Genomic DNA, 26,758 nt, shown 5'->3' on the forward strand with positions numbered 1-26,758 from the left:
TTCCCCGCGAGGAACTGTCATGCGTCCGTTGTCCGTACTGGTGGCCCTGTTGGCCGCGTTGTGGGTGTCTCCGCTTTTGGCCGCGCCGCAGGCCAAGCCGCTGGAATGGAAGGTGGGCAAGCAGACCTTCTCCGGTTTCCTGGTGTACGACGACGCCAGCAAGGAACAGCGTCCCGGCCTGCTGATGGTGCCGGACTGGCTGGGCGTGACCGACGATGCGGTCACCAAGGCCAGGCAGGTGGCCGGCGACGACTACGTGGTCCTGGTCGTGGACATGTACGGCAAGGGCGTGCGTCCGCAGAATCCGGACCAGGCGCTGGCGCAGGTCAAGCCGCTGTATGCGGATCCGGCGCTGATGCGTGCCCGCATGAATGCGGCGCTGGTGGCGCTGAAGGAACAGGCGGGCAAGGCCCCGCTGGACGGGTCGAAGATCGGTGCGTTCGGATTCTGCTTCGGCGGCTCGTCGGTGCTGGAACTCGCACGCGGCGGCGCCGAGGTGGCCGGCGTGGTGAGCTTCCACGGCGGCCTGGACACTGGATCGCCCGCGCAGGCCGGCGTGGTGAAGGCGCCGATACTGGTCCTCAACGGTGCGGATGACCGCGGCACGGCACCGCACATCGCGGCGTTCGAGAAGGAAATGAACGAGGCCGGCGCGGACTGGCAGTTCGTCAACTTCAGCGGGGCCGTGCACTGCTTCGCGCTGGAGAACGCCAACCGTCCGCCGGGCTGCGTCTACAACGCGCGTGCGGCCAGGCGCGCCTACCGGATGATGGATGACTTCTTCGACGAAGTGTTCGGCGACTGATCCCCGGCCACCGCGATCGCATTGGCGATCGCGGTGCGCGCCTGCGGACTGTTGCGCCAGCAGGTCGTGCCCAGCAGCGCGGCAATCTGCGCATTGATGTCGGTCGCCGAAGCCAGCGCCAGATCGGCCAGGCGCTGATACCCGATCTGCTCCAGCCGCGCGATCACGGTCGGCCCCACCCCATGCGCGGCCAGCAGCCGCTCCCGCTCGTCCGGTGGAAAAGGCATCAGTGGCTGCGTTCCACCGCGTAGCGGGCCAGCCCCCGCAGCGCGGCGAGCGCATCGTTTTCGGGCAGGCCATCCAGGCAGCGTTCGGCGGCATCGGCATAGTCCCGCGCGCGCTGCTGGCTGTACTCCAGGCCACCGGTCGCGCGGATGGCCGCCAGTACGTTAGGCATCGCGGTGGCGTCGCCTTCCTGCACGATGACGCGCAGGCGTCCGGCGGTGGCGGCGTCCGAATGGCGGATGGCATGGATCAGGGGCAGGGTCGCCTTGCCCTCGGCCAGGTCGTCGCCCAGGTTCTTGCCCAGATCGGCGGCGTCGGCGGTGTAGTCCAGGACGTCGTCGGCGATCTGGAAGGCGTAGCCCAGATTCATGCCGTAGTCGTACAGGCGCTGCTGGGTCGCCGCATCGACCTGCGACGCCAGTGCGCCCAGTTGGGTGCCGGCGGCGAACAGCACCGCCGTCTTGCGCTCGATGACCCGCAGGTACGCAGCCTCGTCGGTATCCGGGTTGTGCACGTGCAGCAGCTGCAGCACTTCGCCCTCGGCGATGCGGTTGGTGGTGTCGGCCAGGATCCGCATCACGTCCATGCGGTCCAGTTCCACCATCAGCTGGAAGCTGCGCGAATACAGGAAGTCGCCGACCAGCACGCTGGGCGCGTTGCCCCACAGCGCGTTGGCGGTGCTGCGGCCGCGGCGCAGGTCGGACTCGTCCACCACGTCGTCATGCAGCAGGGTGGAGGTGTGGATGAACTCGACGATCGCGGCCAGTTGGTGGTGTTCGGGTCCCACCGGTCCGGTCGCCCGGCCGGCCAGCGCCACCAGCATCGGGCGCAGGCGCTTGCCGCCCGCCGAGACGATGTGGTCGGCAATCTGGTTGATCAGCACCACGTCCGACGCGAGCCGGCGCCGGATCAGGGCGTCGATGGCGGCCATGTCCCCGGCGGCGAGGGATTGGATCTGGGGCAGGGCCAGGGCTGAGCGCGGGGATTCGACGACGGACATGGGAAATCGGGCAGGGAAGTGCCTGAATTATAAGGCGGGCGGGACAGGGAATTCCTACAGGACGTCACGGACCCACCTGATGGTCAGGCCGGCACGGGTATACTTTACTGGTCCATGCCCGCGTCCGGCGGGCGCTCACTACGGAAATCAGCGCTATGGCCCGCGGCATCAACAAAGTCATCCTGGTCGGCAATCTCGGCAACGACCCCGAAACCAAGTACACCCAGGGAGGCATGGCCATCACCCGCATCAGCCTGGCGACCACCAGCGTCCGCAAGGACCGCGATGGCAACCAGCAGGAACGCACCGAATGGCACCGCGTGGTGTTCTTCGGCAAGCTGGGCGAGATCGCCGGCGAGTACCTGCGCAAGGGCAGCCAGGTGTATGTGGAAGGTTCGCTCCGCTACGACAAGTACACCGGCCAGGACGGGGTGGAGAAGTACTCCACCGACATCGTCGCCGACGAAATGCAGATGCTGGGTGGCCGCGGTGAAGGCGGCGGCGGTGGCGGCGGCGGCATGGAGCGCTCGCAGCGCCCGCAGCGGCAGGAGTACTCCCAGCAGGCCCCGCGCCGGCAGGCTCCGGCCCAGCAGCCCGCGCCGATGGATGACTTCGCCGACGACGATATTCCGTTCTGAGCGCGACGTTTGTCCTGCTGCTTCGAAACCCGCCGCAAGGCGGGTTTCCTGTTCCGGGGTACCCCGGATGGCAGGGGACGAATTCATGCCGCGCCCGGTCTCGACCGCTACAATCGGTGGAGCGTGGTTCGGGAAGACCGGTGTTGAAGCCTTGGCCCGATTTCACGGAGCGCGGCGTTGAGAAAGTCGTCTTCCGTCGCGTGGCGTGGAACACGACAACAGCTTGAGGGGCGATGCGTGGCAACTTGGCTAGTCACCGGCGGGGCCGGATTCATCGGCGGCAATTTCGTGCTGCGGGCCGTTGCCGATGGCGTACGGATCATCAACCTGGATGCCCTGACTTATGCGGGCAACCTGGACACGTTGTCTTCGCTGGAGGGCAACGCCCACCATGTCTTTGTCCATGGGGATATCGGGAACCGGGCGCTCGTGGCGTCGCTGCTGGCGGAGCATCGGCCCGATGCGGTGGTGAACTTCGCCGCGGAGAGCCATGTGGATCGCTCCATCGATGGACCCGGCGCCTTCGTCCAGACCAATGTGGTGGGAACGCTGGGCCTGCTTGAGGCGGTGCGCGATCATTGGTGCTGCCTCCCCGGTCCGGAAAGGAATGGCTTCCGGTTCCTGCACGTCTCGACGGACGAGGTCTATGGTTCGCTGGGAGAGGGCGGCAGGTTCACCGAGGCCACGCCGTATGCCCCCAACTCTCCTTATTCGGCGTCGAAGGCGGCTTCGGATCATCTGGTGCGTGCGTTCCACCATACCTATGGCTTGCCGACGCTGACGACCCACTGCTCCAACAATTACGGCCCCTACCACTTTCCCGAGAAGCTGATCCCGCTGATCATCCAGCGTGCCCTGGCCGGGGAAGCCCTGCCGGTATATGGCGATGGAACGAACGTCAGGGATTGGCTGTTCGTTGGCGATCACTGCATGGCCCTCCGCGACGTCCTGAAGAAGGGCAGGGTCGGGGAAACCTACAATGTGGGCGGAAACGCGGAGCGGCGGAACATCGAGGTGGTGGAGACCATCTGCTGTTTGCTGGACGAGCGCCGGCCGCGTGCCGATGGCAGGCCACGCAGCAGCCAGGTCACGTTCGTCGCCGATCGACCAGGGCATGATCGGCGCTATGCCATTGATGCGTCCAAGCTACGCGATGAGCTGGGTTGGGAGCCGCGGTACACTTTTGAACAGGGCATCGCCGAAACGGTGGACTGGTATCTGGAAAACCAGGACTGGGTGGCCCGTGTGCTGGATGGCAGCTATCGTCTGGAACGCATCGGCATTAGGGCCTGAGCAGGAATTCCCATGAGCATACGCAAGGGCATCGTTCTGGCCGGTGGGTCCGGCACGCGGCTCTACCCCATTACCCGCGCCATCAGCAAGCAGCTGTTGCCGGTCTACGACAAGCCGATGATCTATTACCCGCTCAGCGTACTGATGCTGGCGGGCATCCGCGAGGTCCTGATCATCAACACGCCGCATGAGCAGGCGCTGTTCCAGAACCTGTTGGGGGACGGCTCGCAATGGGGCATGCGCATCGAGTACGCGGTGCAACCGAGCCCGGATGGCCTTGCGCAGGCGTTCCTGATTGGCCGCGAATTCCTGGCTGGCGGCCCGAGTTGCCTGGTGCTGGGCGACAACATCTTTCATGGACACGGCTTCAGCCAGATTCTCAAGCGTGCCGATGCACGGGAGGACGGCGCGACCGTGTTTGGTTACTGGGTACGTGATCCCCAACGCTATGGCGTGGCCGAGTTCGACGCCGACGGAAAGGTCATCGGTATCGAGGAGAAGCCCGCGAGTCCTTCTTCCAACTATGCGATTACGGGCCTGTATTTTTACGACGGGCAGGCAAGTGACTACGCCGCTTCATTGACGCCATCCGCCCGCGGTGAGTTGGAGATTACCGATCTCAACCGCCGATACCTGGAAGAGGGCCGTCTGCATCTGGAACCCCTGGGGCGAGGCTATGCGTGGCTGGATACGGGCACCTACCAGTCCCTGCTGGAGGCATCCACGTTCATTGAGACCATCGAGGCGCGACAGGGGCTGCGGGTCTGCTGCCCTGAGGAAATCGCCTACGGCAACGGCTGGATCGATGGCGAACAATTGCAGAGGCTAGCCGAACCGCTTGCCATGAATGGCTACGGGGAGTACCTGCTCGGCCTGCTGAGCCGGGGAAGCGTGCCTTGAAGGTGCTCGAAACTTCACTGCCGGGCTGCGTGGTCATCGAGCCCGCGGTCTTTGGCGACGATCGCGGTTTTTTCTACGAGGCCTGGAACGCGACGCGTTTCGAGGCGCATGGACTCTCCGGCCGGTTCGTCCAGAGCAACATCTCTTCTTCCTCGCGCGGTGTGTTGCGCGGCCTGCACTATCAGTGGCCGAATCCACAGGGCAAGCTGGTCAGCGTGCTGGAAGGCGAGGTCTATGACGTGGCGGTGGACATCCGCCGCGGCTCGCCGTATTTCGGACGTTGGGCGGCCGTCCTGCTGAGCGCGGAGAACAAGCGCCAGGTCTGGATTCCGGAGGGCTTTGCCCATGGCTTCGCGGTTCTGTCGGAACGGGCCGTCTTCAGCTATCTGTGCACCGCGATCCATGACAAGGCCAGTGATGCCAGCATTCGCTGGGACGATGCACACATCGGCATCGACTGGCCTGTCAGCGAACCCATACTGTCGGAAAAAGACGCCCGGGCTCCGTTTCTCGATGATGTGGCGCCCGAGCGCTTGCCGTTGTTCACCGCATGAAAATCCTGCTGCTGGGAGCAAACGGCCAGATTGGCCATGAGCTGAGGCGAAGCCTGGCGGGCCTCGGACCAATCGTGGCGGCCACTCGCAGTGGCGTGCTGGCGGATGGAACGCCCTGTGAAGTGGCCGATTTCGACCGGCCGGATTCGCTGCTTGCGCTGCTCGAACGGATCCGGCCGGATCGCATCGTGAATGCCGCAGCCTACACTGCGGTCGAACGCGCCGAGGATGATGTCGAAGCCGCGTTTCGCGCCAATGCGGAAGCCCCCGCGTTGCTGGCCGCCTATGGCGCCGAACGAGGTGTTCCCCTGTTCCATTACTCCACGGACTATGTCTTCGATGGCCACGCTGGACGCCCTTATCGCGAAGAAGATCCTGTAGCACCCCTGGGCGTGTATGGGGCATCGAAGCGCGCTGGCGAGGTGGCCGTTCTCGAATCTGGCGCGCAAAATGTGATTTTTCGCACTGCCTGGGTCTATGGCGCGCGCGGCGGCAATTTCCTGCTGACGATGCTGCGCCTGGCGTGCGAGCGGGATGAGTTGCAGGTCGTGTCGGATCAACGAGGAACGCCGACTTCGGCCCCTTTGATCGCGGACGTGACCGCGAGGGTGATGAAACGACATCCGGAAACCCGGGGGATCTTCCACCTGACCGCCAGTGGCGAAACCAGTTGGCACGGATTCGCCGAGGCGATCCTGAGCGGCGCCCACCGGCGCGGATTGATTCCGGAGTTGCCGCGGGTGGTGCCGGTTCCTTCATCGGCCTATCCCACCCGCGCCTCGCGTCCGGCGTACTCGCGGCTGGATACCGGCAAGCTGGAAGCCCTGCTGGAGTCCCCCATGCCCAGATGGGAGTCCGGCATGGAAGAGGTACTGGATCACATTTCCCCGTAATTTGGCATTAGACTTCCTGTAATCCGGTTTATCGGCTGGATTCAAATCATGGGGGAGTCAATGAAGATGTTGAAATGGAAGTTGGCCGGCGTCGCGGCCGCGGTGGGGATGTCGTGCGCGGCGCAGGCGGTGGAAGTGATCCCGGTCCAGGATTTCGTCAAGCACCCGACCTACAGCAGCGTGAAGATCTCGCCGAACGGCGAGTATCTGGCGATGACGGTCGATCGCGGTGACCAGGACGTCCTGACCGTGCTGCGGACCAAGGATCTGAGCATCGTCAAGATCAACCAGTTGCCGGAAGAGAAGAGTGTCGGCAGCTTCTACTGGACCTCGCCGGATCGGCTGCTGTTCAACTCGATCAAGAAGATCGGAAGCTATGCCCGCCCGTTTGGCACCGGCGAGTGGTATGCGGTGAATGCCGACGGCTCGCAGCCGCGTCCGTTGATTTTCTACGGGACCCGCGATGCGACCCAGCGCGGCAAGCAGGTGGGCAACGAGAGTTTTGGCCTGCTGGACACACTGAAGAACGATCCGGACAACGTCATGATGACGGCGACCTATGCTCGTTCCTCCACCGGTGCGGGTACCGAGATCGTACTGATGGATACGCTGAGCGGGCGCCGCAAGTCGCTCGCGCGCGCGCCACGGGACGATTGCGGTATCGCACTGGACGAAAAGAAGGAACCGCGTTTCGCGGTCTGCTACGACCGTTACGACGAGGAAGGCAACTTCTCCGACGCACACAATGAACTCTATCGTCGCGATGGCGGCGGCAAGTGGACGCTGGTCAACAGTTCCAAGGCCAGCGGCAAGCGCATCGAAATCCTCGGCACGGCCGCCGATGGCACTGTCTATGCGACCCAGGGCGATGGCAAGAAGCCAGCGGCGTTCGGTACGCTGAATACCGCCGATGGCAGTTTCACCGTGCTGCACCAGGATCCGGTGTCTGAAATTTCCGGATTGATCCAGGCGGCCGACGGGGAAACCGTCATCGCCGCGGTCACCGAAGCCGGTGCGCCCCAGGTGACCCTGGTCAACGAAAACCATCCGGATGCCGAACTCTATGCATCGCTGGCGGCTGCCTTCCCGGGCCAATTCGTCGACTTCTCCAGCGCGACCCAGGACGGCAAGAAGATCGTGGTCTCCGTCTATAGCGACGCCAATCCCGGCGAGCTGTACCTGTATGACCGTGACACCGGCAAGGCCCGCTTCCTGATGAAGAGCCGGCAATGGATCGATGCCAGCAAGATGGCCTCGGTCAAGCCGGTCAGCTTCAAGTCGCGCGACGGCCTGACGATCCACGGCTACCTGACCATTCCCAATGGTTCGGACGGCAAGAACCTGCCGATGATCGTCAATGTCCACGGCGGCCCGATGGGACCGCGTGACAACTGGGGCTTCCAGTTCGAGAACCAGATGTTTGCCAACCGCGGCTACGCGGTGCTGCAGGTGAACTATCGCGGTTCGGGTGGCTTCGGCAAGGCTTTCGAGGAGATGGCCTATGGCCAGTGGGCCGAGGGCATCATGAACGACGTCCTCGACGGCACGCACTGGGCCATCCAGCAGGGCTACGCCAACAAGGACCGCATCTGCATCTACGGCGGCAGCTTCGGCGGCTACGCCTCGATGATGGCGCCGGCCCGCGAGCCGGGGCTGTACAAATGCGCGTTCGGCTACGTGGGCAACTACAGTGCCGCGATCCAGATGAAGCTCAGCGACACCAGCAAGCGCGAGGACGGCATGAAGTACCTGATTCGCGCCTATGGCAGCACCAAGGCCGAGCAGGATGCGATGTCGCCGATCAACCACGTCGACAAGCTGAAGTTGCCGATCTACCTGGCCGCCGGCGCGCGCGACGCCCGTTGCCCGCCGGAGCATACCGAGGCGATGGCCAAGGCACTGACCGCGGCCGGCAACGCGCCGCAGGGCGTGATCATCCAGTCGGGCGAGGGGCACGGCTTCTACAAGGAAGAGAACAACCTCAACCTGTACAGCAAGATGCTCGACTTTTTCGCCCAGCACATCGGTGGCAAGGGCGCGGCCCAGTAAGCTACGCGCGAAGAATCGGTAGTGGCGGGAAACGCCGGCAAAAGCTGGCGTTTCCTGCATCTCCAGAAAGGAAGGGGAGAGGATATGCGAGTCTTGGCGATGCTGGTCTTGTGCTTGTCCGGGATGAATGCCGCCTTGGCGGCACCGGAAATTGCTTCCTACATCAGGAAGGATCGATTCGAGGACATCAGGATTTCTCCCTCGGGGGAATACTTGGCCGCGACGGTACCGTTGGAAGACAACACGGGCCTGGTCGTCATGCGGCGAACCGACAACACCGTCACGGCGAGATTCGGACTGGGGCGGAATACCTACATTTCATCATTCTGGTGGGTCAGCCCGGAGCGGTTGCTCATCTCGATGGCGCAGAAATTCGGCTCGCGCGATGAGCCCGTCGGGACCGGCGAATTGTTTGCGGTCAACGCAGACGGATCCAAGCCGGAAATGCTGGTGGGATTCCGGGTGCAGGGAGCCGGCGCCGGTACCCGCATACAACCCAAAAAGGTGGAGGACGTGGCGGCATTCCTGGTGGATGCATTGCCCCAGGATGACCGCCACGCCATCATCGCCGCCTGGCCGTTCGGGAATGATCCCTATACCCGCGCCGAGCAGTTGGACGTGAACACCGGACGTCGTGTCGTGTTGGCACGCGCGCCGGTACGGCGCGCCGAATTCCTGACGGATCATCAGGGCGTGGTCCGGTTTGCGGAAGGCGCGAACACGGACAATGCCAGGAAACTGTACTACCGCGCGGACGAAGCGGGCGAGTGGAAACTCATCAACGATGAGAGCGTTACCGGCAACGCGGAATATCCGTTGGGTTTCTCGGCAGACGGGCGAATTGCGTACCTGCAGGCGGAACGTGCGCAGGGGCCGGATGCCATCCTGGCCTTGCACCTGGAGGATGGAAAGAAGGAGCCGGTCTTCAGCGATGAAGTTTCCGATCCCGGCATCGTGCTCCAAGAATTCTCGGCGGCGTCGGCACAATCCAGGGCCGTGATCGGCGTGGAGTTGCCGGCTGGCAAGCCCCGGCGAACCTTCTTTCATCCCGATTCAAGGGCTGCCGCGCTGTACGGCATGCTGGACGCCGCGTTCCCGGGGGAAAAGGTACGGGTGACCTCGACCACCTCCGACGGCAAGCTGGCGCTGGTACTGGTCAGCAGCGACCGGAATCCCGGTGACTACTACCTGTTCGATACGTTGACCCGAAAGGCGGATTACCTGCTTAGCCGTCGCGATTGGTTCGATCCTGCCGAAATGGCGGAGGCACGTCCCTTCCAGGTCAAGGCCAGGGATGGATTGACGCTCCATGGATACCTGACGCTGCCACCGGGTAGACCGGCGCAGGGCTTGCCCATGATCGTCCTGCCACATGGCGGTCCGTTCGGGGTCGCCGATCGTTGGGAATTCGATGCGGAAACGCAGATGCTGGCCAGCGCGGGCTATGCGGTCCTGCGGGTGAATTTCCGCGGGTCGGGTGGATACGGACGCGCCTTCCGCGAGGCAGGCGCGCACCAGTGGGGCAAGGCCATGCAGGACGACGTGACCGATGCGACCCGATGGGCGATCAGGGAAGGCGTGGCCGATCCCGACCGGATCTGTATCTATGGCGCCAGCTATGGTGCTTATGCGGCGCTCATGGGCGTTGCCAGGGAACCCGGCCTCTATCGATGCGCCGCCGGATACGTTGGCATCTACGACTTGCCAATGCTCCACAACCTGGGTGACATACAGGATGCAAAATCAGGCAGGGCCTACCTGCGCGACTGGGTGGGCGAAAAGGAAGCCGTGGCGACGGTGTCACCAACCCAACTGGCGGCGCAGATCCGGGTGCCGGTATTCCTGGCGGCCGGCGGACAGGATCGCCGTGCGCCCATCGAGCACACCAAACTGATGGAGCAGAAGTTGAAAAGTGCCGGTGGGCAGGTCGAGGCGCTCTACTATTCCATGGAAGGACATGGTTTCTACGACGAAGCTCACCAACTGGAGTACTACACCAAGCTGCTGGCTTTCTTTTCAAGGCATACCAGCGGCAAGGGGGGAACCCGGTAAAGCCGCGCATGTGGCAAGCAATAGCAGGACGGCGCCTTGCGGCGCCGTTCCTTTTCAATGCACCCCGTGCATCATCCGCCGGAGCTGGGGCGAGAACAGGAAGGCAACCAGGCCGCAGCCCACGCCGATGGCGGTCATCAACCAGAACAGATCCGCGTAGCGCGCGGCGGCGTCGGCCATGACCAGGCTACCGCCTTCGGGGACGTCGATGGCGGCCAGCTTGCCGAACAGGGCCGCCAGCGCCTCGGAGAACGCGGTCGCCAGGAACCAGGTGCCCATCATCAGGCTGACCACCTGTGGCACCGCCAACTGGGTCACCGCCGACAGGCCTACCGGCGACAGGCACATCTCGCCGATCTCCAGCACCAGGTAGGCCAGCACCAGCCACCAGACGCTGGCCATCTGCCCGCTTTCGCCCACGAGATGGGCAGCCCAGGCCAGCGGGATGAAGGACAGGCCGGCGATGACCAGGCCCAGCGACGACTTGAACGGCTTGGAGGGATCCCGGCCGCGCCGGCCGAGCCAGGCCCACAGCGCTGCGAAGGCAGGCGCAAGCAGCACCAGGAACAGCGCGCCGAGGTAGGTCAGGGAGCCGGCGGTCTGCGGCAGCACCACGCAGTCGCGCAGCAGGAAGACCAGCATCAGCACCACCACCGCGATGAAAACGGCCCGTGGTGCGGTCGACTCGGGATTGCGATCGGACAGCCGCGCGGCGATCACGAAGCCCAGCGGCGCTAGCAGCAGCGACCAGGTCGACCACGGCGCGCGCGCCAGCAGCGTGATCATGTCCACCGCCCAATACCCCGTCCAGGTCACCGCGGCGGGCGCCTGCACCAATGCTGGCACCACGTCCTTGGTCAGCAGGCGATCGGTGAAGGTCACCCACGAGCCGTAGGTCTGCTCATACAGGGTGAAGAAGATCAGCGCCATGAAGATCAGCGCCATCAGCGCGAGCATCTGCTGCCGCTGCACCGGCGTGCACCGGGTCGACAGGAACCAGCCGAACCACGCCAGCACGGCCGCCAGCACCACCAGCATCAGCAACAGCGCCAGCGAGATTTCCCCGCCCAGCGAGAACGCGCCATTGGCGGCGGCCCACATCAGCCACGCCACCGGCAGCACGCCGAGCAGGGCGCCGGCGTAGATCAGCCATTCGCGCGGGATGCCGGCGACGCGTTCGCGCAGGCGCTCGGGCGCGGCCGGTTCGGCGTGGCCATGCAGGTACTTCTGGCCCCACAGGAACATGCACAGGCCCAGCAGCATGCCGATGCCCGCGGCGCCGAAGCCGTAGCGCCAGCCCAAGGTTTCGCCCAGGTAGCCGCACACCAGCGAGGCGAACAGCGCGCCGAGGTTGATGCCGGCGTAGAACAGGCTGAAGCCGGCGTCGCGGCGCGGATCGTTGTCGGCGTAGAGCCGGCCGACGATGGTGGAGATGTTGGGCTTGAGGAAACCCACGCCCATGATGATCAGCGCCAGCGACAGGTAGGTGATGCGCAGCGAGCCTTCGTCGCGCGTGATCACGCCGTCCAGGGAGGTCGCGGCATGGCCCTCGAAGGCCATGCCGACGTGGCCGGCCACCAGCAACAGGCCGCCGAACAGCACCGCCTTGCGCATGCCCAGCCAGCGGTCGGCCAGCACGCCGCCGATCACCGGGACGCAGTACACCAGTCCGCCGTAGGCGCCCAGCAGGTCCAGTCCGGCCTTGTCGCCGAACAGGTGGTATTTGGTTAGGTAGAGCAGCAGCAGCGCCTTCATCCCGTAGAAGGAGAAGCGCTCCCACATCTCGGTGAAGAAGCAGATGTAGACGCCCTTGGGATGACCGAGGAAGTCCTCGCGGGCGGGCAGGGGCGTGGCGGGGATGGAGGCTGGGACCATGGGCAGGCGGGCAGTGCGGAACCGGCCGAGTATAGCCACGCAGCCCGTTCCGGCTGGACTTGCCGGGGCGTAGCCGATAGTTTGTCGGGCTTCTGTATCCCCGGAACCGCGTCATGAACCAGGCTGCGACGCCTCAACTTACCTTCCGCGCCATATTGCTGGCCGTCGTGCTGGCGGTGGTCCTTTCCGCCGCCAACGCCTACCTGGGCCTGTTCGCCGGCCTGACCATCGCCACCGCCATCCCGGCCGCGGTGGTGTCCATGGGCGTGCTGCGGGTGCTGGGAGGCGGCTCCATCCTGGAGAACAACATCGTCCAGACCGGCGCCTCGGCCGGCTCGTCGATCGCCGCCGGCGTCATCTTCACCATCCCGGCGCTGGTCATCATGGGCTACTGGCCGGACTTCAAGTACTGGTGGGTGCTGGGCATCGCCGGCCTGGGTGGTCTGCTGGGCGTACTGTTCTCGGTGCCGCTGCGCCGCTCGATGATCGTCGAGGATCCGCTGCCGTTCCCGGAAGGCAAGGCGGCCGCGGAAGTGCTGAAGGCCGGTGACAATCCCGGCCCGGGCCTGAAGATCCTGGCGCTGTCCGGGGTGATCGGCGCGGTGGTCAAGCTGGCCGCCGCCAGCGGCCTGCGCATGATTCCGGATACCTGGACCCAGTCGGCGTATGTCGGCAGCTCCAAGGTCACCGCGTTCCTGGGCACCAACCTGTCGCCGGCACTGCTGGGCGTGGGTTACATCGTCGGCCTGAACGTCGGCATCGTGGTGTTGTCCGGCGCTGTGCTGTCCTGGCACATCGCCATCCCGCTGTACCAGGCGTTCTTCACCGGTTCGGATCCGGCGCTGGCCGCTTCGATCGCCAACGCCTCCTCGGCCGATGCCGCGTTCGCCATCTGGGGCGCCAAGGTCCGCTACCTGGGCGTGGGCGCGATGCTGGTCGGCGGCGTCTGGACCCTGTTCTCGCTGCGCAAGTCGCTGCTCAAGGGCATCAAGAGCGGTTTCGCCGCCGCGCGCAGCAGCGGCGCCGGTGGCCAGGTGCAACTGGAGACCGAACGCGATCTGCCGATGAAGTGGATGCTGGTCGCCCTGGTGGTGTTCACCCTGCCGCTGCTGGGCCTGTACCAGGCCATCGTCGGCCAGTGGCACGTCAGCGTGCCGATGACCCTGATCATGATCGCCGCCGGCTTCCTGTTCGTGTCGGTGTCGGCCTACCTGGCCGGCCTGATCGGCTCGTCCAACAACCCGGTCTCGGGCATCACCATCTCCACCATCCTGTTCGCCTCGGCGGTGCTGGTGCTGCTGCTGGGCAAGAGCGGCATGGCGCCGGTCGGCGCCGGCGGCGCGCCGCTGGGCGCGGTCGCCGCGATCATGATTGGCGCGGTGGTGTGCTGCGCCGCGGCAGTGGGCGGCGACAACCTGCAGGATCTCAAGGCCGGTTACCTGGTCGGCGCGACCCCGTGGAAGCAGCAGCTGATGCTGGGCATCGGCGCGTTCTCCTGCGCGCTGATCATGGCGCCCGTGCTGAACCTGCTGGCCCAGGCCTACGGCATCGGTGCGCCGACGCCGGAGCATCCCAATTCGCTGGCGGCACCGCAGGCCAACCTGATGGCGTCGGTCGCGCGCGGCCTGTTCGGCGGCGAACTGCCGTGGGCGATGATCGCCATCGGCGCGGTGGTCGGCGCGCTGGTGATCGCGTTCGACGAATGGCTGAAGTCGCGCAAGGCGCGCTTCCGCGTGCCGGTGCTGGCCGCGGCGATCGGCATCTACCTGCCGCTGGAACTGATGGTGCCGATTTTCCTGGGCGGCCTGCTGGCGCATCTGGTGGAACGTTTCCACAAGGTCCAGCCGGACGACGAGGAGGGCCGTGATCGCGTGCACCGCCCGGGCGTGCTGTTCTCGGCCGGCCTGATCACCGGCGAGGCGCTGATGGGCATCGCCATCGCGATTCCGATCGTGGCCTCGGCCCGCGCCGACGTGCTGGCGCTGCCGGAAGCCTGGCATTTCAGCCAGTGGATCGGCCTGGCCGTGCTGGCGGTGGTCGGCTGGCTGCTGTACCGCACCGGCAAGCGCGGCGAAAAGGCCTGAACCAGGCACCAGGCCGCGTGGCGGCGGCGCAGGGGCATGACCTCATGCCTTTGCGCCGGATTGCCGTATCGGCCTAACATCGGGGTTTTCCTGTTTGCCCGGAGCCCCGGATGAAATTGCGTCTCGCCGTACTGCCCCTCTGCCTGCTGGCGACCCTGCCGGCCTTCGCCGCCCAGCGGGGCCTGGACATCCGCGACCTGGCCGCGCTGGACCGGGTTTCCTCGCCGGCGCTGTCGCCGGATGGCCGCGTGGTCGTTTTCGCCAAGCGCCAGATCGACAAGGAACTGACCAAGGCCGGCACCGGCCTGTACGTGCGCAACCTGCTGACCCGCGACATGGCGCCGCCGAAGCGGTTGACCCCGGAAGGCTGGAATGTCAATTCGCCGTCCTTTTCCGCCGATGGCCAGACCGTCTACTTCCTCAGCGGCAAGTCCGGCACCCAGCAGCTGTACGCAATCCCCACCGCCGGCGGTGAGCCGCGCCAGCTGACCGGATTCACGCTGGACGTGGGCAGTTACAAGGTTTCGCCGGATGGCAGCCGCATCGCGTTCAGCGCCGACACCTTCGCCGACTGCAAGGCCGACTTCGCCTGCACCCGCAAGAAGCTCGACGCCACCGCCGCGCAGAAGAACACCGGCGTGCTGTTCGACAACATGTTCGTGCGCCATTGGGACACCTGGGCCGATGGTCGCCGCAGTCGCCTGTTCGTGGCCGCGCTGCCGGCCGCGGGCGCGGAGCCGGCCGCCACTGCGGTGTCGCTGACCGACACGCTGGATGGCGACACGCCCTCCAAGCCGTTCGGTGGCGCCGATGAATACACTTGGGCCCCGGACGGCAAGTCGCTGGTCGCCAGCATGCGCGTGCAGCCCACGGGCGAGCCGTGGTCGACCAATTTCGATCTGTACCGCCTGTCCGCCGACGGTAATGGCACGCCGGCCAACCTGACCGCGGCCAATCCGGCCTGGGACACCGGCCCGGTGTTCAGCGCCGACGGCAAGACCCTGTACTACCGCGCGATGAAGCGTCCGGGCTTCGAGGCCGACCGCTTCGCGCTGATGGCGATGGACGCCGCCGGCGGCGCGCCGCGTGAAATCGCCGCGGCGTGGGATCGTTCCGCCGACGGCATCACCCTGTCGGCCGACGGCAAGCGTATCTACACCACCGCACAGGACATGGGCGAGCATCCGCTGTTCGTGGTCGACATCGCCAGCGGCAAGGCCGACAAGCTGATCGGCGACGGCAGCATCTCCGCGTTCGAGATTGCCGGCGACACCCTGGCCTTCACCCGCAACTCGCTCAAGAGCGGCGACCAGTTGTTCACCACCTCGCTGGGCGGCGCGCCGGAACGCGCGATCACCCAGAGCGCGCAGGACATGCTGGCGGACGTGTCGTTCGGCGACTTCGAGCAGTTCAGCTTCAAGGGCTGGAACGACGAAACCGTGCACGGTTACGTGGTCAAGCCGTACAACTACCAGGAAGGCAAAAAGTATCCGGTGGCGTTCCTGATCCACGGCGGCCCGCAGGGCAGCTTCGGCAACGGCTGGAGCTATCGCTGGAACCCGCAGACCTACGCCGGCCAGGGCTACGCGGTGGTGATGATCGATTTCCACGGTTCCACCGGCTACGGCCAGGCCTTCACCGACGCGATCAGCCAGCACTGGGGCGACCGCCCGCTGGAGGATCTGCAGAAAGGCTGGGCCGCGGCGCAACAGAAGTACACCTTCCTGGACGGCGACAAGGCCTGCGCGCTGGGCGCCAGCTACGGCGGCTTCATGGTCAACTGGATCGCCGGCAACTGGAACCAGCCGTGGAAATGCCTGGTCAACCACGACGGCGTGTTCGACCAGCGCATGATGGGTTACTCGACCGAGGAACTGTGGTTCACCGAATGGGAACAGGGCGGCACGCCATACGCGGTGCCGGCCAGCTACGAGAAGTTCAACCCGGTCAACCACGTCAAGGACTGGAAAGTGCCGATGCTGATCGTGCATGGCCAGCTCGACTACCGCATCCCGGTCGAGCAGGGCCTGGCCGCGTTCACCGCGCTGCAGCGGCAGGGCGTCAAGTCGCAGTTCCTGTACTTCCCGGACGAGAACCACTGGGTGCTGAAGCCGCAGAACAGCGTGCAGTGGCATGACACCGTCAACGCCTGGCTGAAGCAGCACATCGGCCAGTGACGCACGCAGGGCGCGCCGCATCCGCGGCGCGCCTTTTTTCGTGCCAGGGAAACGGCTGAGCCGAAGGCACCCTTTCATCACCAGGGGAGAGATACCGGATGGCGGCAGCAGGCACCGGCGCACTCATCAACAACGACATCATCGTTTTCGGGCTGATCGCCGCCACGCTGGGCGTGATCTTCTGGACGTCCAGCAGCGAGAACCGCCATCTGCGCAAGTTCTACAGCTTCGTGCCCGCGCTGCTGCTGTGCTACTTCATTCCCGGCGTCTACAACACCGTCGGCCTGATCGACGGCGAGAACACCAAGCTGTACAACCCGGTGGCGCGCGATGTTTTCCTGCCGGCCGCGCTGGTGCTGCTGACGCTGAGCATCGATCTGAAGGGCATCCTCGGCCTGGGCTGGAAGATGCTGGTGATGTACGTGGCGGCGGTGCTGAGCATCATGCTGGGGGCGGTGGTGGCATTCCAGGTGATGGGCTGGTTCCATCCCGAAACCGTCGCCGGCGATACCTGGGCCGGCATGGCCGCGCTGGCCGGCAGCTGGATTGGCGGCGGCGCCAACATGCTGGCGATGAAGGAGATCTTCGAGGTCAACGCGACCACCTTCGGCCAGTTCGCGGTGGTCGACGTCGGCGTCGGCTATGTGTGGATGGCGGTGCTGATCTTCTTCGCGGCGCGCGCGCCGGCGCTGGATCGCCACAGCGGCGCGGACACCTCGGCCATCGACGAACTGCGCGAGCGCATCGCCAGCTACCAGGCCCAGCACGCGCGCATTCCCACCCTGTCGGACCTGATGGTGCTGGGTGGCGTAGCGTTCGGAACGGTGGGATTGGCGCACGCGGTCGCCGCGCCGCTGGCCGGCTGGTTCGCGGCCAACGTGGCGTGGTCGCCGATGGTCAGCCTGGACAAGCCGTTCGTGTGGGTAGTCCTGCTGGCAACCTTCGCGGGCCTGCTGCTGAGTTTCACCCGCATGCGCACCCTGGAAGGCGTGGGTGCGTCGAAGTGGGGCTCGATGTTCCTCTACTTCCTGATCGCCTGCATCGGCATGCAGATGGATCTGCTGGCGCTGCTGGAGCGCCCGTGGCTGTTCCTGTTGGGGGTGATGTGGATCGCGGTGCACATCGTGCTGCTGTGGGGCGTGGGCAAGCTGCTGCGCGCGCCGTTCTTCTATTTCGCCATCGCCTCCCAGAGCAACATCGGCGGCCCGGCCTCGGCGCCGGTGCTGGCCACCGCGTTCCATCCGGCGCTGGCACCGGTGGGCGTGCTGCTGGGAACGCTCGGCTACGCCACCGGCACCGGTGCGGCCTACGTGGTTGGCATCACCCTGCGCGCGATGGCGGGGCAGGGATAAAACCCGACTCGGGGAGTCGATACAGGCGCTGAAAAAAGCACGGCAGCCGCCAGGCTGCCGTGCTTTTGTTTCTGCGGGCGATGCACTTCAGTTCAGCGGACAGCCCTGGTTGTTGTACGCGTCCAAGGTGGCGGACAGCGAGATCATCACGTCGCGATCGCCACTGTCCAGGGCGAAGGTGACCTGCTGGATCACCTGCGCGGTGGTCAGCGGAAAATCCACGCCGGACGATGCCGCGTTCAACAGCGATGCCACCGCCTGCTTCAGCAGGATGCGCTTGCCGCCGTCCACGCCCGGACCGCCCTGGAAATTGAGCGCGGTCAGGAAGGTCACATCGGGTGCCCCGCTGCCGAAGTAGCCTTGCAGCAGTGTGTTGACGGTGAACGGCACTGGCCAGGAATCATGATGCTTCTTGACCTTCCAGTAGCCCAGCGTGCAGCCCTCGAAGCCGGTTTGGTCGGGGGTGGAATAGCAGAAGCTGGCGCGGCTGATGTGCGGATAGGGAGTGTTGGTGAGGATGGTGAAGCCGGGCGCGGCGGGCAGGTGCAGGCCGGCGTCGCTGGTGACCGGCGGGTCGTAGACATAGAGCACGCCGCCGTTGTCGTCGCTCAGCGAAACGCTATGGATGGACTGGCCGCTGCTCAGCTGCTCCCAATACAACAGCCAGCCGCTGGTGGATTCGAAATGGATCGTGTCCACGGTCAGTACGCCATCGGTGTGCGCCTGCACGCCGTCCGGCAGCGGGTTGATGACCAGTTCGCTGAGGATGCCGGCGGTGTCGAAATCCTTGCAGCTCAGGCCGACGTCGACCGGCGTCGGCGTGCCGATGGTGCCGGTGGCGTGGGCGGGAAGGGACAGCGCCATTCCCAGCGCCAGCGTGGCGGCGGTGGTGGACAGGAAACCGCGGAACGTGCGCGCCGGCGAGCGGCGTCGTGGTGAATTCATGGCGAAACCCCTTGTGACGTCGAGTGAAACGGCGGCTACGCGGCGCGCAGTTCCGTTGGTGTCTGGGGAAACGCCGGGACATCGGCGATGCGGCCAGAACTCGCCGGAAGCCCGATGAACGGTAGCGCGCAAGAAAAAAAAGACGGGGCCCGAGGGGCCCCGCCGGGGAGGAGGGATTGGGGGCGCTCAGCAGCAGCGGAATCCGCTCCTGCCGCCGTAGCGCGCCTCCTGGCGCTCGCGGAAGAAGGTCTTGTAATCCATGACCTCGCGATCCGGATGCTTCTCCAACATGTGCCGGACATAGTTGTCGTAGTCCGGCACGCCGCAGCACAGCCGCGCGGTCTGCACCAGCCGGCGCCACACCCGGCGGTGTACCTGGTAGTGGCTGACGGGAACGAGCGCGGTGCCCATCACAGGTTCGCCAGCTGCTGCGGATCGACCTTCACGTAGGCCGTTTCGCGATCGGTGCGGACCGCGCTGCGACGGGCGGCGACGATGGTCTTTATCGAGTAGATCAGGATCGCGCCCACCACGAACAGGAACAGCGCGGTGAGGCCGGTGTTGACGTAGGCGTTGACCACGATCTTGTGCATCTCGCCCATGGTCTTGGCCGGAGCGGTGACCGTACCGGAGGCGATCGCGGCCTGGTATTTGTGCGCCTGCGCCAGGAAGCCCTGGGCCGGATTGCCGTCGAAGATCTTCAGCAGGCCGGCGGTGGTCGTGCACAGCAGCAGCCACACGGCCGGAACCGCGGTGACCCACGCGTAGCGATCACGCTTCATCTTGAACAGCACCACCGTGCCGAGCATCAGCGCGATGCCGGCGAGCATCTGGTTGGAGATGCCGAACAGCGGCCACAGCGTCTTGATGCCGCCGAAGGGATCGGTCACGCCGGTGTAGAGCAGGTAGCCCCACAAGGCCACGCAGCCGCCGGTGGCGATGATGTTCGCGGTCCAGGATTCGGTGCGACGCATCGCGGGCAGGAAGTTGCCGAGCAGGTCCTGCAGCATGAAGCGGCCGGCGCGGGTGCCGGCGTCGACCGCGGTCAGGATGAACAGCGCCTCGAACAGGATTGCGAAGTGGTACCAGAACGCCATCGTGTCCTCGCCCGGCAGCACGCTATGCAGGATCTGGGCGATGCCCACCGCCAGCGTGGGCGCGCCGCCGGCGCGGTTGAGGATGGTGCTTTCGCCGATGTCCTTGGCGGTGGCGGTGAGCACGTCGGGGCTGATGGCGAAGCCCCATTCGCTGACCTTGGCGGCGACCGTGACCACGTCGCTGCCGACCGCGGCCGGCGGCGCGTTCATCGCGAAGTAGACACCGGGCTCGATGATCGAGGCCGCGACCAGCGCCATCACCGCGACGAAGGATTCCATCAGCATGCCGCCGTAGCCGATGTAGGGCATGTGGCCTTCGCTGGCAAGCAGCTTGGGCGTGGTGCCGGAGGAAATCAGCGCATGGAAGCCGGACACCGCGCCGCAGGCGATGGTGATGAACAGGAACGGGAACAGGCCGCCGGTCCAGACCGGGCCCATGCCGGTGCGCGCATATTCGGTCACCGCCGGCATCTTCAGATCGGGCATCACGATCAGGATGCCGATGGCGAGCGCCACGATCGTTCCGATCTTGAGGAAGGTGGACAGGTAGTCGCGTGGCGCCAGCAGCAGCCACACCGGCAGCACCGAGGCGATGAAACCGTAGGCGACCATCATCCAGGTGATGGACTCCTTTGAGAAGGTGAAGGCCGGGCCCCAGGTGGGATCCGCGGCGACCTTGCCGCCCAGCCAGATCGCGCCCAGCAGCAGGATCAGGCCGACCACGGAAATCTCGCCGATCCGGCCGGGCCGGATGTAGCGCATGTAGATGCCCATCAGGATCGCGATCGGCATGGTCGCGGCGACGGTGAACATGCCCCATGGACTTTCGGCCAGCGCGTTCACCACCACCATCGCCAATACCGCCAGGATGATGATCATGATCAGGAAGGCGCCGAACAGCGCGATGGTGCCGGGGATGCGGCCCATTTCCTCGCGCACCAGATCGCCGAGCGAACGCGCGTCGCGGCGGCTGGAAATGAACAGCACCATGAAGTCCTGCACCGCGCCTGCCAGCACCACGCCGACCACCAGCCACAGCAGGCCGGGCAGGTAGCCCATCTGCGCGGCCAGCACCGGACCGACCAGCGGGCCGGCGCCGGCAATGGCGGCGAAATGGTGGCCGAACAGCACGTGCCGGTTGGTGGGCACGTAATCCAGGCCGTCGTTGCGGAGCACCGCGGGGGTGGCGCGGGTGGGATCGAGCTGCATCACCTTGTTGGCGATGAACAGCGCATAGAAGCGGTAGGCGATCAGGTAGATCGAAACCGCCGCGGTGACGATCCAGATCGCGTTGATGTGCTCGCCGCGGCGGAGCGCGACCGTGCCCAGCGCGAACGCGCCGAGAACGGCCAGTGCCGCCCAGCCGAGTTTCGACAGACCTTTCATGAATCCACCCTCCACGGAGACTCCCGCTAGAGTCCTCCGATGCCGGGGGAGGGTCAATCCGTAAGCCGGATTCCCGGCTTCGACTTTGGTCGAAACCCGGCGCCGATCACCCTTGCGCTGCTACAGCCAGCGGACGCGCTTGAACAGGCGGTACAGGCCGACGCAGACCGCCGCCACGCCCAGCATCAGCAGGGGATAGGAGAACCGGCCGGCCAGCTCCGGCATGTGCTCGAAGTTCATGCCGTACCAACTGGTGATCAGGGTCGGCGCGGCCAGCAGCGCGGCCCACGCACCCAGGCGCTTGACCGTCTCGCCCTGCGCCAGCGTCACCAGCGACAGGTTGACGCTCAGCGCGGTGGTGAGCATCTCGCGCAGGGTGTCGGTGGATTCGTTGACCCGCAGTGCATGGTCATGCACGTCGCGGAAATACAGCCGCACTTCCTCGGGAATCAGCGGACTCTGCGTGCGCGACAGCTGCGCCAGCACGTCCTGCAGCGGCGCCACCGCCAGGCGCATCTTGGTCAGTTCGCGCTTGAGCTCGTACAGCTTGACCACGGTGACCCGGCGATAGGTGTCGGCGAAGATATCCTTCTCCAGGGCGTCCAGGGTCTGGCGGAACTCGTCTACGATCGGGCGGTAGTTGTCGACGATGAAATCCAGCACCGCGTACAGGCCGTAAGAGGGTCCCAATCCCAGCAGATCCGGTTCGCGCTGGACCCGCTCGCGCACCGGCGCATAGGACAGCGACGCACCGTGGCGCACGGTCACCAGGTAGCGTGGCCCGAGGAAGGCGTGGGTCTCGCCGTAGCGGATGCGGTCGTCCACGACCTGCGCGGTCTGCATCACGATGAACAGGGAGTTGCCGTAGGCCTCCAGCTTCGGACGCTGGTGCGCGTTCTGCGCATCCTCCACCGCCAGATCGTGCAGGCAGAATTCCTCCTGCAGTTTTTCCAGCACCGAGTCCGCCGGCTCGTACAGGCCCACCCAGATGAAGGTGCCGTCGTCGACCGCCAGCACGTCGCTGATCTCGTCCAGGGTGATATCCCGGCGCTTGCCGTGCTGGTCGTAGACGGCGCAATTGATCACGCAGCTGGGCAGGGCGTTCTGGACCGGGTTCAGCGAGGGCGATTGGTTCATGTACCGGATCGTGCGCCAGTTGACCTTGAGCGGCAAGCGGCCGCCATTGTTCCTTCCCCTGTAGGAGCGACGTCAGTCGCGACCCTGCGCCCGACCAAGCACGCCTTGGCCCCATCGAAAATCACCTGGCTGGCAGGACGGCGGTCGCGACTGACGTCGCTCCTACGGAGAGAAGACCTACCTCGCCACGAAGCGGATCGCCTGGCCGCCACCAGGCGCGAGCCTGAGTTCCAGCGTATCGGCCGCGCCGACCTCGCGTTCCTCGATGACGATGTCCTCGCGTACGCCCTTCCAGTCCGCCTTGGGACCGTCGCGGTAGATCTGCGCGGTGTAGCGGCGGCCGGGATCGAGGAACGACAGGGATGCCTTCAGCGTGCGTGGCTGCTCGTCGGTGATCGCGCCCAGGTACCAGTTGTCGCCATGGCGATCCTTGCGCGCGATGGTCACGTAGTCGCCGACCTCGCCGTTGAGCACGCGGGTGTCTTCCCAGTCCACCGGCACGTCCTTGATGAACTGGAACGGGCCCGGATTGGCCTCGTAATTTTCCAGCAGGTCCGCCGCCATCTGGATCGGACTGTAGATGACCACGTACAGCGCCAGCTGCTTGGCCCAGGTGGTGGCCACGCCATCGGGCGAGCGGGTCTTCATGCCGAAGATGCCGGGGGTGAAATCCATCGGGCCGGCCAGCAGGCGGGTGAACACCAGCATGGCTTCGTGCTCGGGCGGATTGCCGGGCTGGCCCCAGGCGTTGTACTCCATGCCTCGCGCGCCCTCGCGCGAGATCCAGTTGGGATAGGTGCGGCGCAGGCCGGTGTCCTTGATCGGCTCGTGGGCGTTGATGGCAATGTGTCGCCGGGCGGCTTCGGTCACCACCTTCAGGTGATGGCGGGCCATGTCCTGGCCCTCGTGCCAGGCGTAGTGGACCGTGCCGTCGCCGCCGATCACCTTGGCCTGGCCGGCGTCGGAGACATAGCCGGTCTTGACCGCGGGCACGCCGACCCGTTGGTACAGGTCGAACGCCGCGCCCATCTGCGACTCGTAGTGGGCGGCGTTGGCGGAAGTCTCGTGGTGGCCGATCAGGACGACGCCTTTGGATTTCGCATACGCGCTGAGCTTTTCCAGATCGAAGTCGGGATACGAGCGGGTGAAGCTGAAGTCCTCGCCGTTGCCGAACCAGTCGCCATCCCAGCCGACGTTCCAGCCTTCGACCAGCACGCCGCCAAAGCCGTGCTTCGCGGCGAAGTCGATGTGCTTGGTCACGTTCTCGTTGGTGGCGCCGTGGCGTGGTCCGGAGGCCCAGGTCCGGGTGTCCAGGTGCATTTCCCACCACACGCCGACGTACTTCATCGGCTTGACCCACGACACGTCGCCCAGCACGTTGGGTTCGTTGAGGTTGAGGATCAGGGAAGAGGTCACCAGACCACCGGCGTCGTCGGCGATCTGCACGCTGCGCCAGGGCGTGTTGAACGGCGCTTCGCGGGTCACCTTGGCACCGTCGATGCCCGGTGTCAGCAGCGCCTTCAGCCGGCGTCCTTCCACGCGGGCGAGGTTCATGCCGGAATAGTCGACCAGCGCGGCCTCATGGATCGACAGATGGGTGCCGTCGGCCAGCCTGAAGGTGATCGGCGTCTGCGCGTCGCCGACTTCCTCTACCGGGGTGCGGTGGTACAGGTACTCCTCGCGGTTCCATTCGCCAGCCGGAATCCACCAGGCGGTGGCGTCGCCGGCGAGGGCGAATTCGGTCAGCTCCTCGCGGATCTTCACCGTCGGCAGGCCATCCTGGCGGGGAAACTCGTAGCGGAAGCCCAGGCCGTCGTCGTATACGCGGAACACCAGGTCCAGGTGTCGGCGCGGCCCGGCATTCTCGGCCAAGGTCACCCGCAGTTCGTTGTAGTGGTTGCGGATGCGGCGGCGCTCGCCCCAGGGCTGTTCCCAGGTCTCGTCGAACGCGCGCGTGCGCGGTGTGGTCACCGCGATGGCGCGATCCAGCTTGGGCGTGTCGAGCAGCAGGAAACCCAGCCGCGAGGGCGCCAGCAGCGGCTTGCCGTCGCGCTGCACGGTGTAGGTCGGGCGGCCGTCGGGATCGGCGTCCAGTTCCACCACGATGCGTCCGTCAGGCGAGGCAACGCGCGCGGCGGGCGCCGCGAGCGCGGCCAGGGGAAGGCCCAGGACGGCCAGTGCGAACAGTCGAATCAGCATGCGGGCCCTGCGTGGATGCGGCGGGAAAGGCCGCATCCTGCGTCAGCCGGCGTGAGGCGGCCGTTTGAATACGTATGCGAGCGCCAGGTGGATGGGCAGCAGCAGGGCGACCCAGGACTGGTTGTACTGGTAGCCGAACGCGAACGGCAGCCACTGTACGAACCAGGCGAACAGCGCGCACAGCGCGACGGCGGTCGACACGCCGCGGAACAGCCGGCCCGGATTGCGGCGGCGCAGCACGGCGATTGCGCCGGGCAGCAGCAGCAGGCAGAGCGGATTGAGCAGCAGCAGGTTGTGGTTGCGCCAGGCGGCCCAGTGTTCGCTGAAGCCCCACAGGTACACCAGCAAACCGCCCGCGATCGCGCACAGCAGCCAGAACGGCAGCGCGAGGGCGGCGATCACGCGCGGATGCCGACGTCCGATCAGAGCGATTGCGACGGCCACCGCCAGTCCGGCGATCAGCCAGGGCCACCAGCGTCGCGGCGCCTCGGGCGGCTCGGCGGCGATCCGGTGTGGCAGCAACTCGGCTTCGGCCTGCACCAGCGGCCGGCCGGCGGCGTTCTTCGCCTCGCGCAGGCTGTCGGCCAGGCGCATCGGGATGAAGCCTTCCTCCCAGCGCGACATCGGCAGGTCCGACGCCGGTCCCAGGCCGACATCGAAGCCCAGCCACATCCAGGTCGCCGGCGAAGCCAACCGCACGCTTTCGCTGCGATAGGTGTTGCCGCGGGAACGGCCGGCCAACTGCGGCTTCAGCGCGCCGCCCATCGCCGCGTCCAGCGCGTCGCGCACCTGGGTCGAGCAGTTGGCGGTGAAGTAGTCGTAGCGGTAGCGCGCGTTTTCCGGCCGCGCCCGCACGGCCAGGCTGTCGGCCAGCGCCTGCGCCTGTTCCGGCGGCAGGTCGAGCCATTGCAGCCGCACCCCGCGGCCGCTGTCGCGGTACTGGGCCAGATCCTGTTCCAGCGGCAGGGCGACCAGGTAGTACTGCATCACCCCGCGGGCGAAGTTGCCGACGAAATCCGATTCGCCCGGATCGAAGTAGCCGAAGTTGTACGAGGTCGCGGCGCCGGTCGCCGGATCCGCGATCACGATGGCGTTGTGGCCGAAGCGTTCGAAGAACACCTCCCCCGGCTGCATGGTCGCCACCGCGACGCGCGGCGCGGCGAAGGCCGATGCCGCCAGCAGCCACAGCGCGGCGATCAGGAGCAGGCGCTGCAGCACGTCAGCTTTCGGCCAGGATGCCGACGTGGAAGGCATGCACGCGGCGCGCGTCGGCCTTGGCCACGCGAAAGGCGAACCGGCCCAGGGTGAGTTCCTCGCCGGCTTCGGGCAGGTGGCCGATGGCGGACGTGACCAGGCCGCCGATGGTGTCGTATTCGTCATCCGGGAAATCCGCGCCGAAGCGTTCGTTGAAGTCGGCGATCGGCGTCAGCGCGTCGACCACGTACTGGCCGTCGGCCTGCACCGCGATCAGCGAGGCGCCGTCCTCGGCTTCGTCATGTTCGTCGTCGATCTCGCCGACGATCTGTTCCAGCACGTCCTCGATGGTGACCACGCCGGCGACGCCGCCGTACTCGTCCACCACGATCGCCATGTGGTTGCGCGAGAGCCGGAATTCCTTGAGCAGCAGGTTGAGCTTCTTGGACTCCGGGATCAGCACCGCCGGGCGCAGCAGTTCGCGGATGCTGCCCGGGCCGTTGTCGGCGACCACGCCGCGCAACAGATCCTTGGCCAGCAGGATGCCGAGGATTTCGTCCTTGTTGTCGCCATGGACCGGGAAGCGCGAATGGCCGGATTCGACCACCAGTTTCATCAGGTCGAGGAAGCGGCCATCCACCGGCAGGGAAATCATCTGCGCGCGGGGGACCATCACGTCGCCCACGGTCAGTTCGGCGACCGTCAGCGCGCCTTCCATCATCCGCAGGGTGTCACCGCCGATCAGGCCGTCGCTCTGCGCATCGCGCAGGATCGCGACCAGGTCTTCGCGGGAGGTGGGTTCGCCGGAAAACGCCGAACTCAGGCGTTCCAGCCAGCTGCGCCGTTTCTCGTGGTGCTCCGGCGCTTGGGTACTGTCGTCTTCTGACATCTCTCGGAAAGGGG

Annotated in this window: 21 protein-coding genes; 11 read left to right on the forward strand and 10 right to left on the reverse strand. The window is 65.9% G+C overall.

Annotated features, from left to right (window positions below; all coding sequences use genetic code 11):
- The first annotated feature begins 19 nt into the window (after positions 1–19).
- Entirely contained in the window at positions 20–805 is a 786-nt protein-coding gene (locus AC3DE2_RS03375) for a dienelactone hydrolase family protein (RefSeq protein ID WP_488425062.1), read from the forward strand.
- Here the strand turns inward: AC3DE2_RS03375 and AC3DE2_RS03380 are convergent.
- Both AC3DE2_RS03380 and AC3DE2_RS03385 read right to left on the reverse strand, forming a co-directional pair.
- Positions 760–1,032, reverse strand: coding sequence for a helix-hairpin-helix domain-containing protein (locus AC3DE2_RS03380; RefSeq protein WP_488425063.1), 273 nt, complete (start codon positions 1,030–1,032; stop codon positions 760–762). The two genes, AC3DE2_RS03375 and AC3DE2_RS03380, sit on opposite strands and share 46 nt — an antisense overlap.
- On the reverse strand, positions 1,032–2,030 hold the full coding sequence (locus tag AC3DE2_RS03385; RefSeq protein WP_488425064.1) for a polyprenyl synthetase family protein: 999 nt from the start codon (positions 2,028–2,030) through the stop codon (positions 1,032–1,034). Before AC3DE2_RS03385 ends, AC3DE2_RS03380 begins: the two co-directional genes overlap by 1 nt.
- A 155-nt stretch (positions 2,031–2,185) precedes the next feature.
- Between AC3DE2_RS03385 and AC3DE2_RS03390 the strand changes: the two genes are divergently transcribed.
- The 7 genes from AC3DE2_RS03390 to AC3DE2_RS03420 all read left to right on the forward strand — a co-directional run bounded on the left by AC3DE2_RS03390 (position 2,186) and on the right by AC3DE2_RS03420 (position 10,409).
- On the forward strand, positions 2,186–2,668 hold the full coding sequence (locus tag AC3DE2_RS03390) for a single-stranded DNA-binding protein (protein WP_295376096.1): 483 nt from the start codon (positions 2,186–2,188) through the stop codon (positions 2,666–2,668).
- Between the two features lie 237 nt (positions 2,669–2,905).
- A complete protein-coding gene (gene rfbB / locus AC3DE2_RS03395; protein WP_488425066.1) occupies positions 2,906–3,961 on the forward strand; it encodes a dTDP-glucose 4,6-dehydratase in 1,056 nt (351 codons plus the stop codon).
- A 12-nt stretch (positions 3,962–3,973) separates the two neighbouring features.
- On the forward strand, positions 3,974–4,861 hold the full coding sequence (rfbA, locus tag AC3DE2_RS03400; protein WP_488425068.1) for a glucose-1-phosphate thymidylyltransferase RfbA: 888 nt from the start codon (positions 3,974–3,976) through the stop codon (positions 4,859–4,861).
- The gene (gene rfbC / locus AC3DE2_RS03405; protein ID WP_488425069.1) at positions 4,858–5,415 is read left to right on the forward strand and encodes a dTDP-4-dehydrorhamnose 3,5-epimerase; all 558 of its coding nucleotides are present in this window, start codon (positions 4,858–4,860) and stop codon (positions 5,413–5,415) included. Before rfbA ends, rfbC begins: the two co-directional genes overlap by 4 nt.
- Positions 5,412–6,308: a dTDP-4-dehydrorhamnose reductase gene (gene rfbD, locus AC3DE2_RS03410; protein WP_488425070.1), complete on the forward strand. Its 897-nt coding sequence runs from the start codon at positions 5,412–5,414 to the stop codon at positions 6,306–6,308. The genes rfbC and rfbD overlap by 4 nt, the downstream gene beginning before the upstream one ends.
- A gap of 66 nt (positions 6,309–6,374) precedes the next feature.
- The gene (locus AC3DE2_RS03415) at positions 6,375–8,357 is read left to right on the forward strand and encodes an alpha/beta hydrolase family protein (protein WP_488425071.1); all 1,983 of its coding nucleotides are present in this window, start codon (positions 6,375–6,377) and stop codon (positions 8,355–8,357) included.
- A 99-nt stretch (positions 8,358–8,456) separates the two neighbouring features.
- Positions 8,457–10,409, forward strand: a complete 1,953-nt coding sequence (locus AC3DE2_RS03420; RefSeq protein ID WP_488425249.1) for an alpha/beta hydrolase family protein — start codon at positions 8,457–8,459, stop codon at positions 10,407–10,409.
- 54 nt (positions 10,410–10,463) lie between these two features.
- Here AC3DE2_RS03420 and AC3DE2_RS03425 read toward each other — a convergent pair whose 3' ends face one another.
- A complete protein-coding gene (locus tag AC3DE2_RS03425; RefSeq protein ID WP_488425072.1) occupies positions 10,464–12,284 on the reverse strand; it encodes a peptide MFS transporter in 1,821 nt (606 codons plus the stop codon).
- A 113-nt stretch (positions 12,285–12,397) separates the two neighbouring features.
- On the opposite strand from AC3DE2_RS03425, the gene AC3DE2_RS03430 reads away from it, so the two are divergent.
- From AC3DE2_RS03430 to AC3DE2_RS03440, 3 genes are all read left to right on the forward strand, one after another.
- Positions 12,398–14,368 (forward strand): OPT family oligopeptide transporter, encoded by a 1,971-nt coding sequence (locus AC3DE2_RS03430; RefSeq protein ID WP_295376082.1) that lies wholly within the window; start codon positions 12,398–12,400, stop codon positions 14,366–14,368.
- A 110-nt stretch (positions 14,369–14,478) separates the two neighbouring features.
- Positions 14,479–16,545: a dipeptidyl-peptidase 5 gene (locus AC3DE2_RS03435; protein ID WP_488425074.1), complete on the forward strand. Its 2,067-nt coding sequence runs from the start codon at positions 14,479–14,481 to the stop codon at positions 16,543–16,545.
- A 98-nt stretch (positions 16,546–16,643) separates the two neighbouring features.
- Entirely contained in the window at positions 16,644–17,897 is a 1,254-nt protein-coding gene (locus tag AC3DE2_RS03440) for a DUF819 family protein (RefSeq protein WP_295378680.1), read from the forward strand.
- 87 nt (positions 17,898–17,984) lie between these two features.
- Here AC3DE2_RS03440 and AC3DE2_RS03445 read toward each other — a convergent pair whose 3' ends face one another.
- From AC3DE2_RS03445 to AC3DE2_RS03475, 7 genes are all read right to left on the reverse strand, one after another.
- On the reverse strand, positions 17,985–18,842 hold the full coding sequence (locus tag AC3DE2_RS03445; RefSeq protein ID WP_488425075.1) for a hypothetical protein: 858 nt from the start codon (positions 18,840–18,842) through the stop codon (positions 17,985–17,987).
- A 186-nt stretch (positions 18,843–19,028) separates the two neighbouring features.
- A complete protein-coding gene (locus tag AC3DE2_RS03450; RefSeq protein WP_295378684.1) occupies positions 19,029–19,253 on the reverse strand; it encodes a YbdD/YjiX family protein in 225 nt (74 codons plus the stop codon).
- Positions 19,253–21,325, reverse strand: a complete 2,073-nt coding sequence (locus tag AC3DE2_RS03455; RefSeq protein WP_488425076.1) for a carbon starvation CstA family protein — start codon at positions 21,323–21,325, stop codon at positions 19,253–19,255. The genes AC3DE2_RS03450 and AC3DE2_RS03455 overlap by 1 nt, the downstream gene beginning before the upstream one ends.
- A gap of 120 nt (positions 21,326–21,445) precedes the next feature.
- Positions 21,446–22,462 (reverse strand): magnesium and cobalt transport protein CorA, encoded by a 1,017-nt coding sequence (locus tag AC3DE2_RS03460; protein WP_488425077.1) that lies wholly within the window; start codon positions 22,460–22,462, stop codon positions 21,446–21,448.
- Positions 22,463–22,639: 177 nt separating this feature from the next.
- Complete coding sequence (locus AC3DE2_RS03465) at positions 22,640–24,697, reverse strand: glycoside hydrolase family 97 protein (protein ID WP_488425078.1); 2,058 nt, start codon at positions 24,695–24,697, stop codon at positions 22,640–22,642.
- Positions 24,698–24,703: 6 nt separating this feature from the next.
- Positions 24,704–25,915, reverse strand: coding sequence for a lipoprotein N-acyltransferase Lnb domain-containing protein (locus tag AC3DE2_RS03470; RefSeq protein WP_488425079.1), 1,212 nt, complete (start codon positions 25,913–25,915; stop codon positions 24,704–24,706).
- Entirely contained in the window at positions 25,881–26,744 is an 864-nt protein-coding gene (locus tag AC3DE2_RS03475; RefSeq protein ID WP_295378693.1) for a CorC family transporter, read from the reverse strand. The genes AC3DE2_RS03470 and AC3DE2_RS03475 overlap by 35 nt, the downstream gene beginning before the upstream one ends.
- Positions 26,745–26,758 lie beyond the last annotated feature (14 nt).

This window comes from Pseudoxanthomonas sp. 68-E7 (assembly GCF_057773145.1).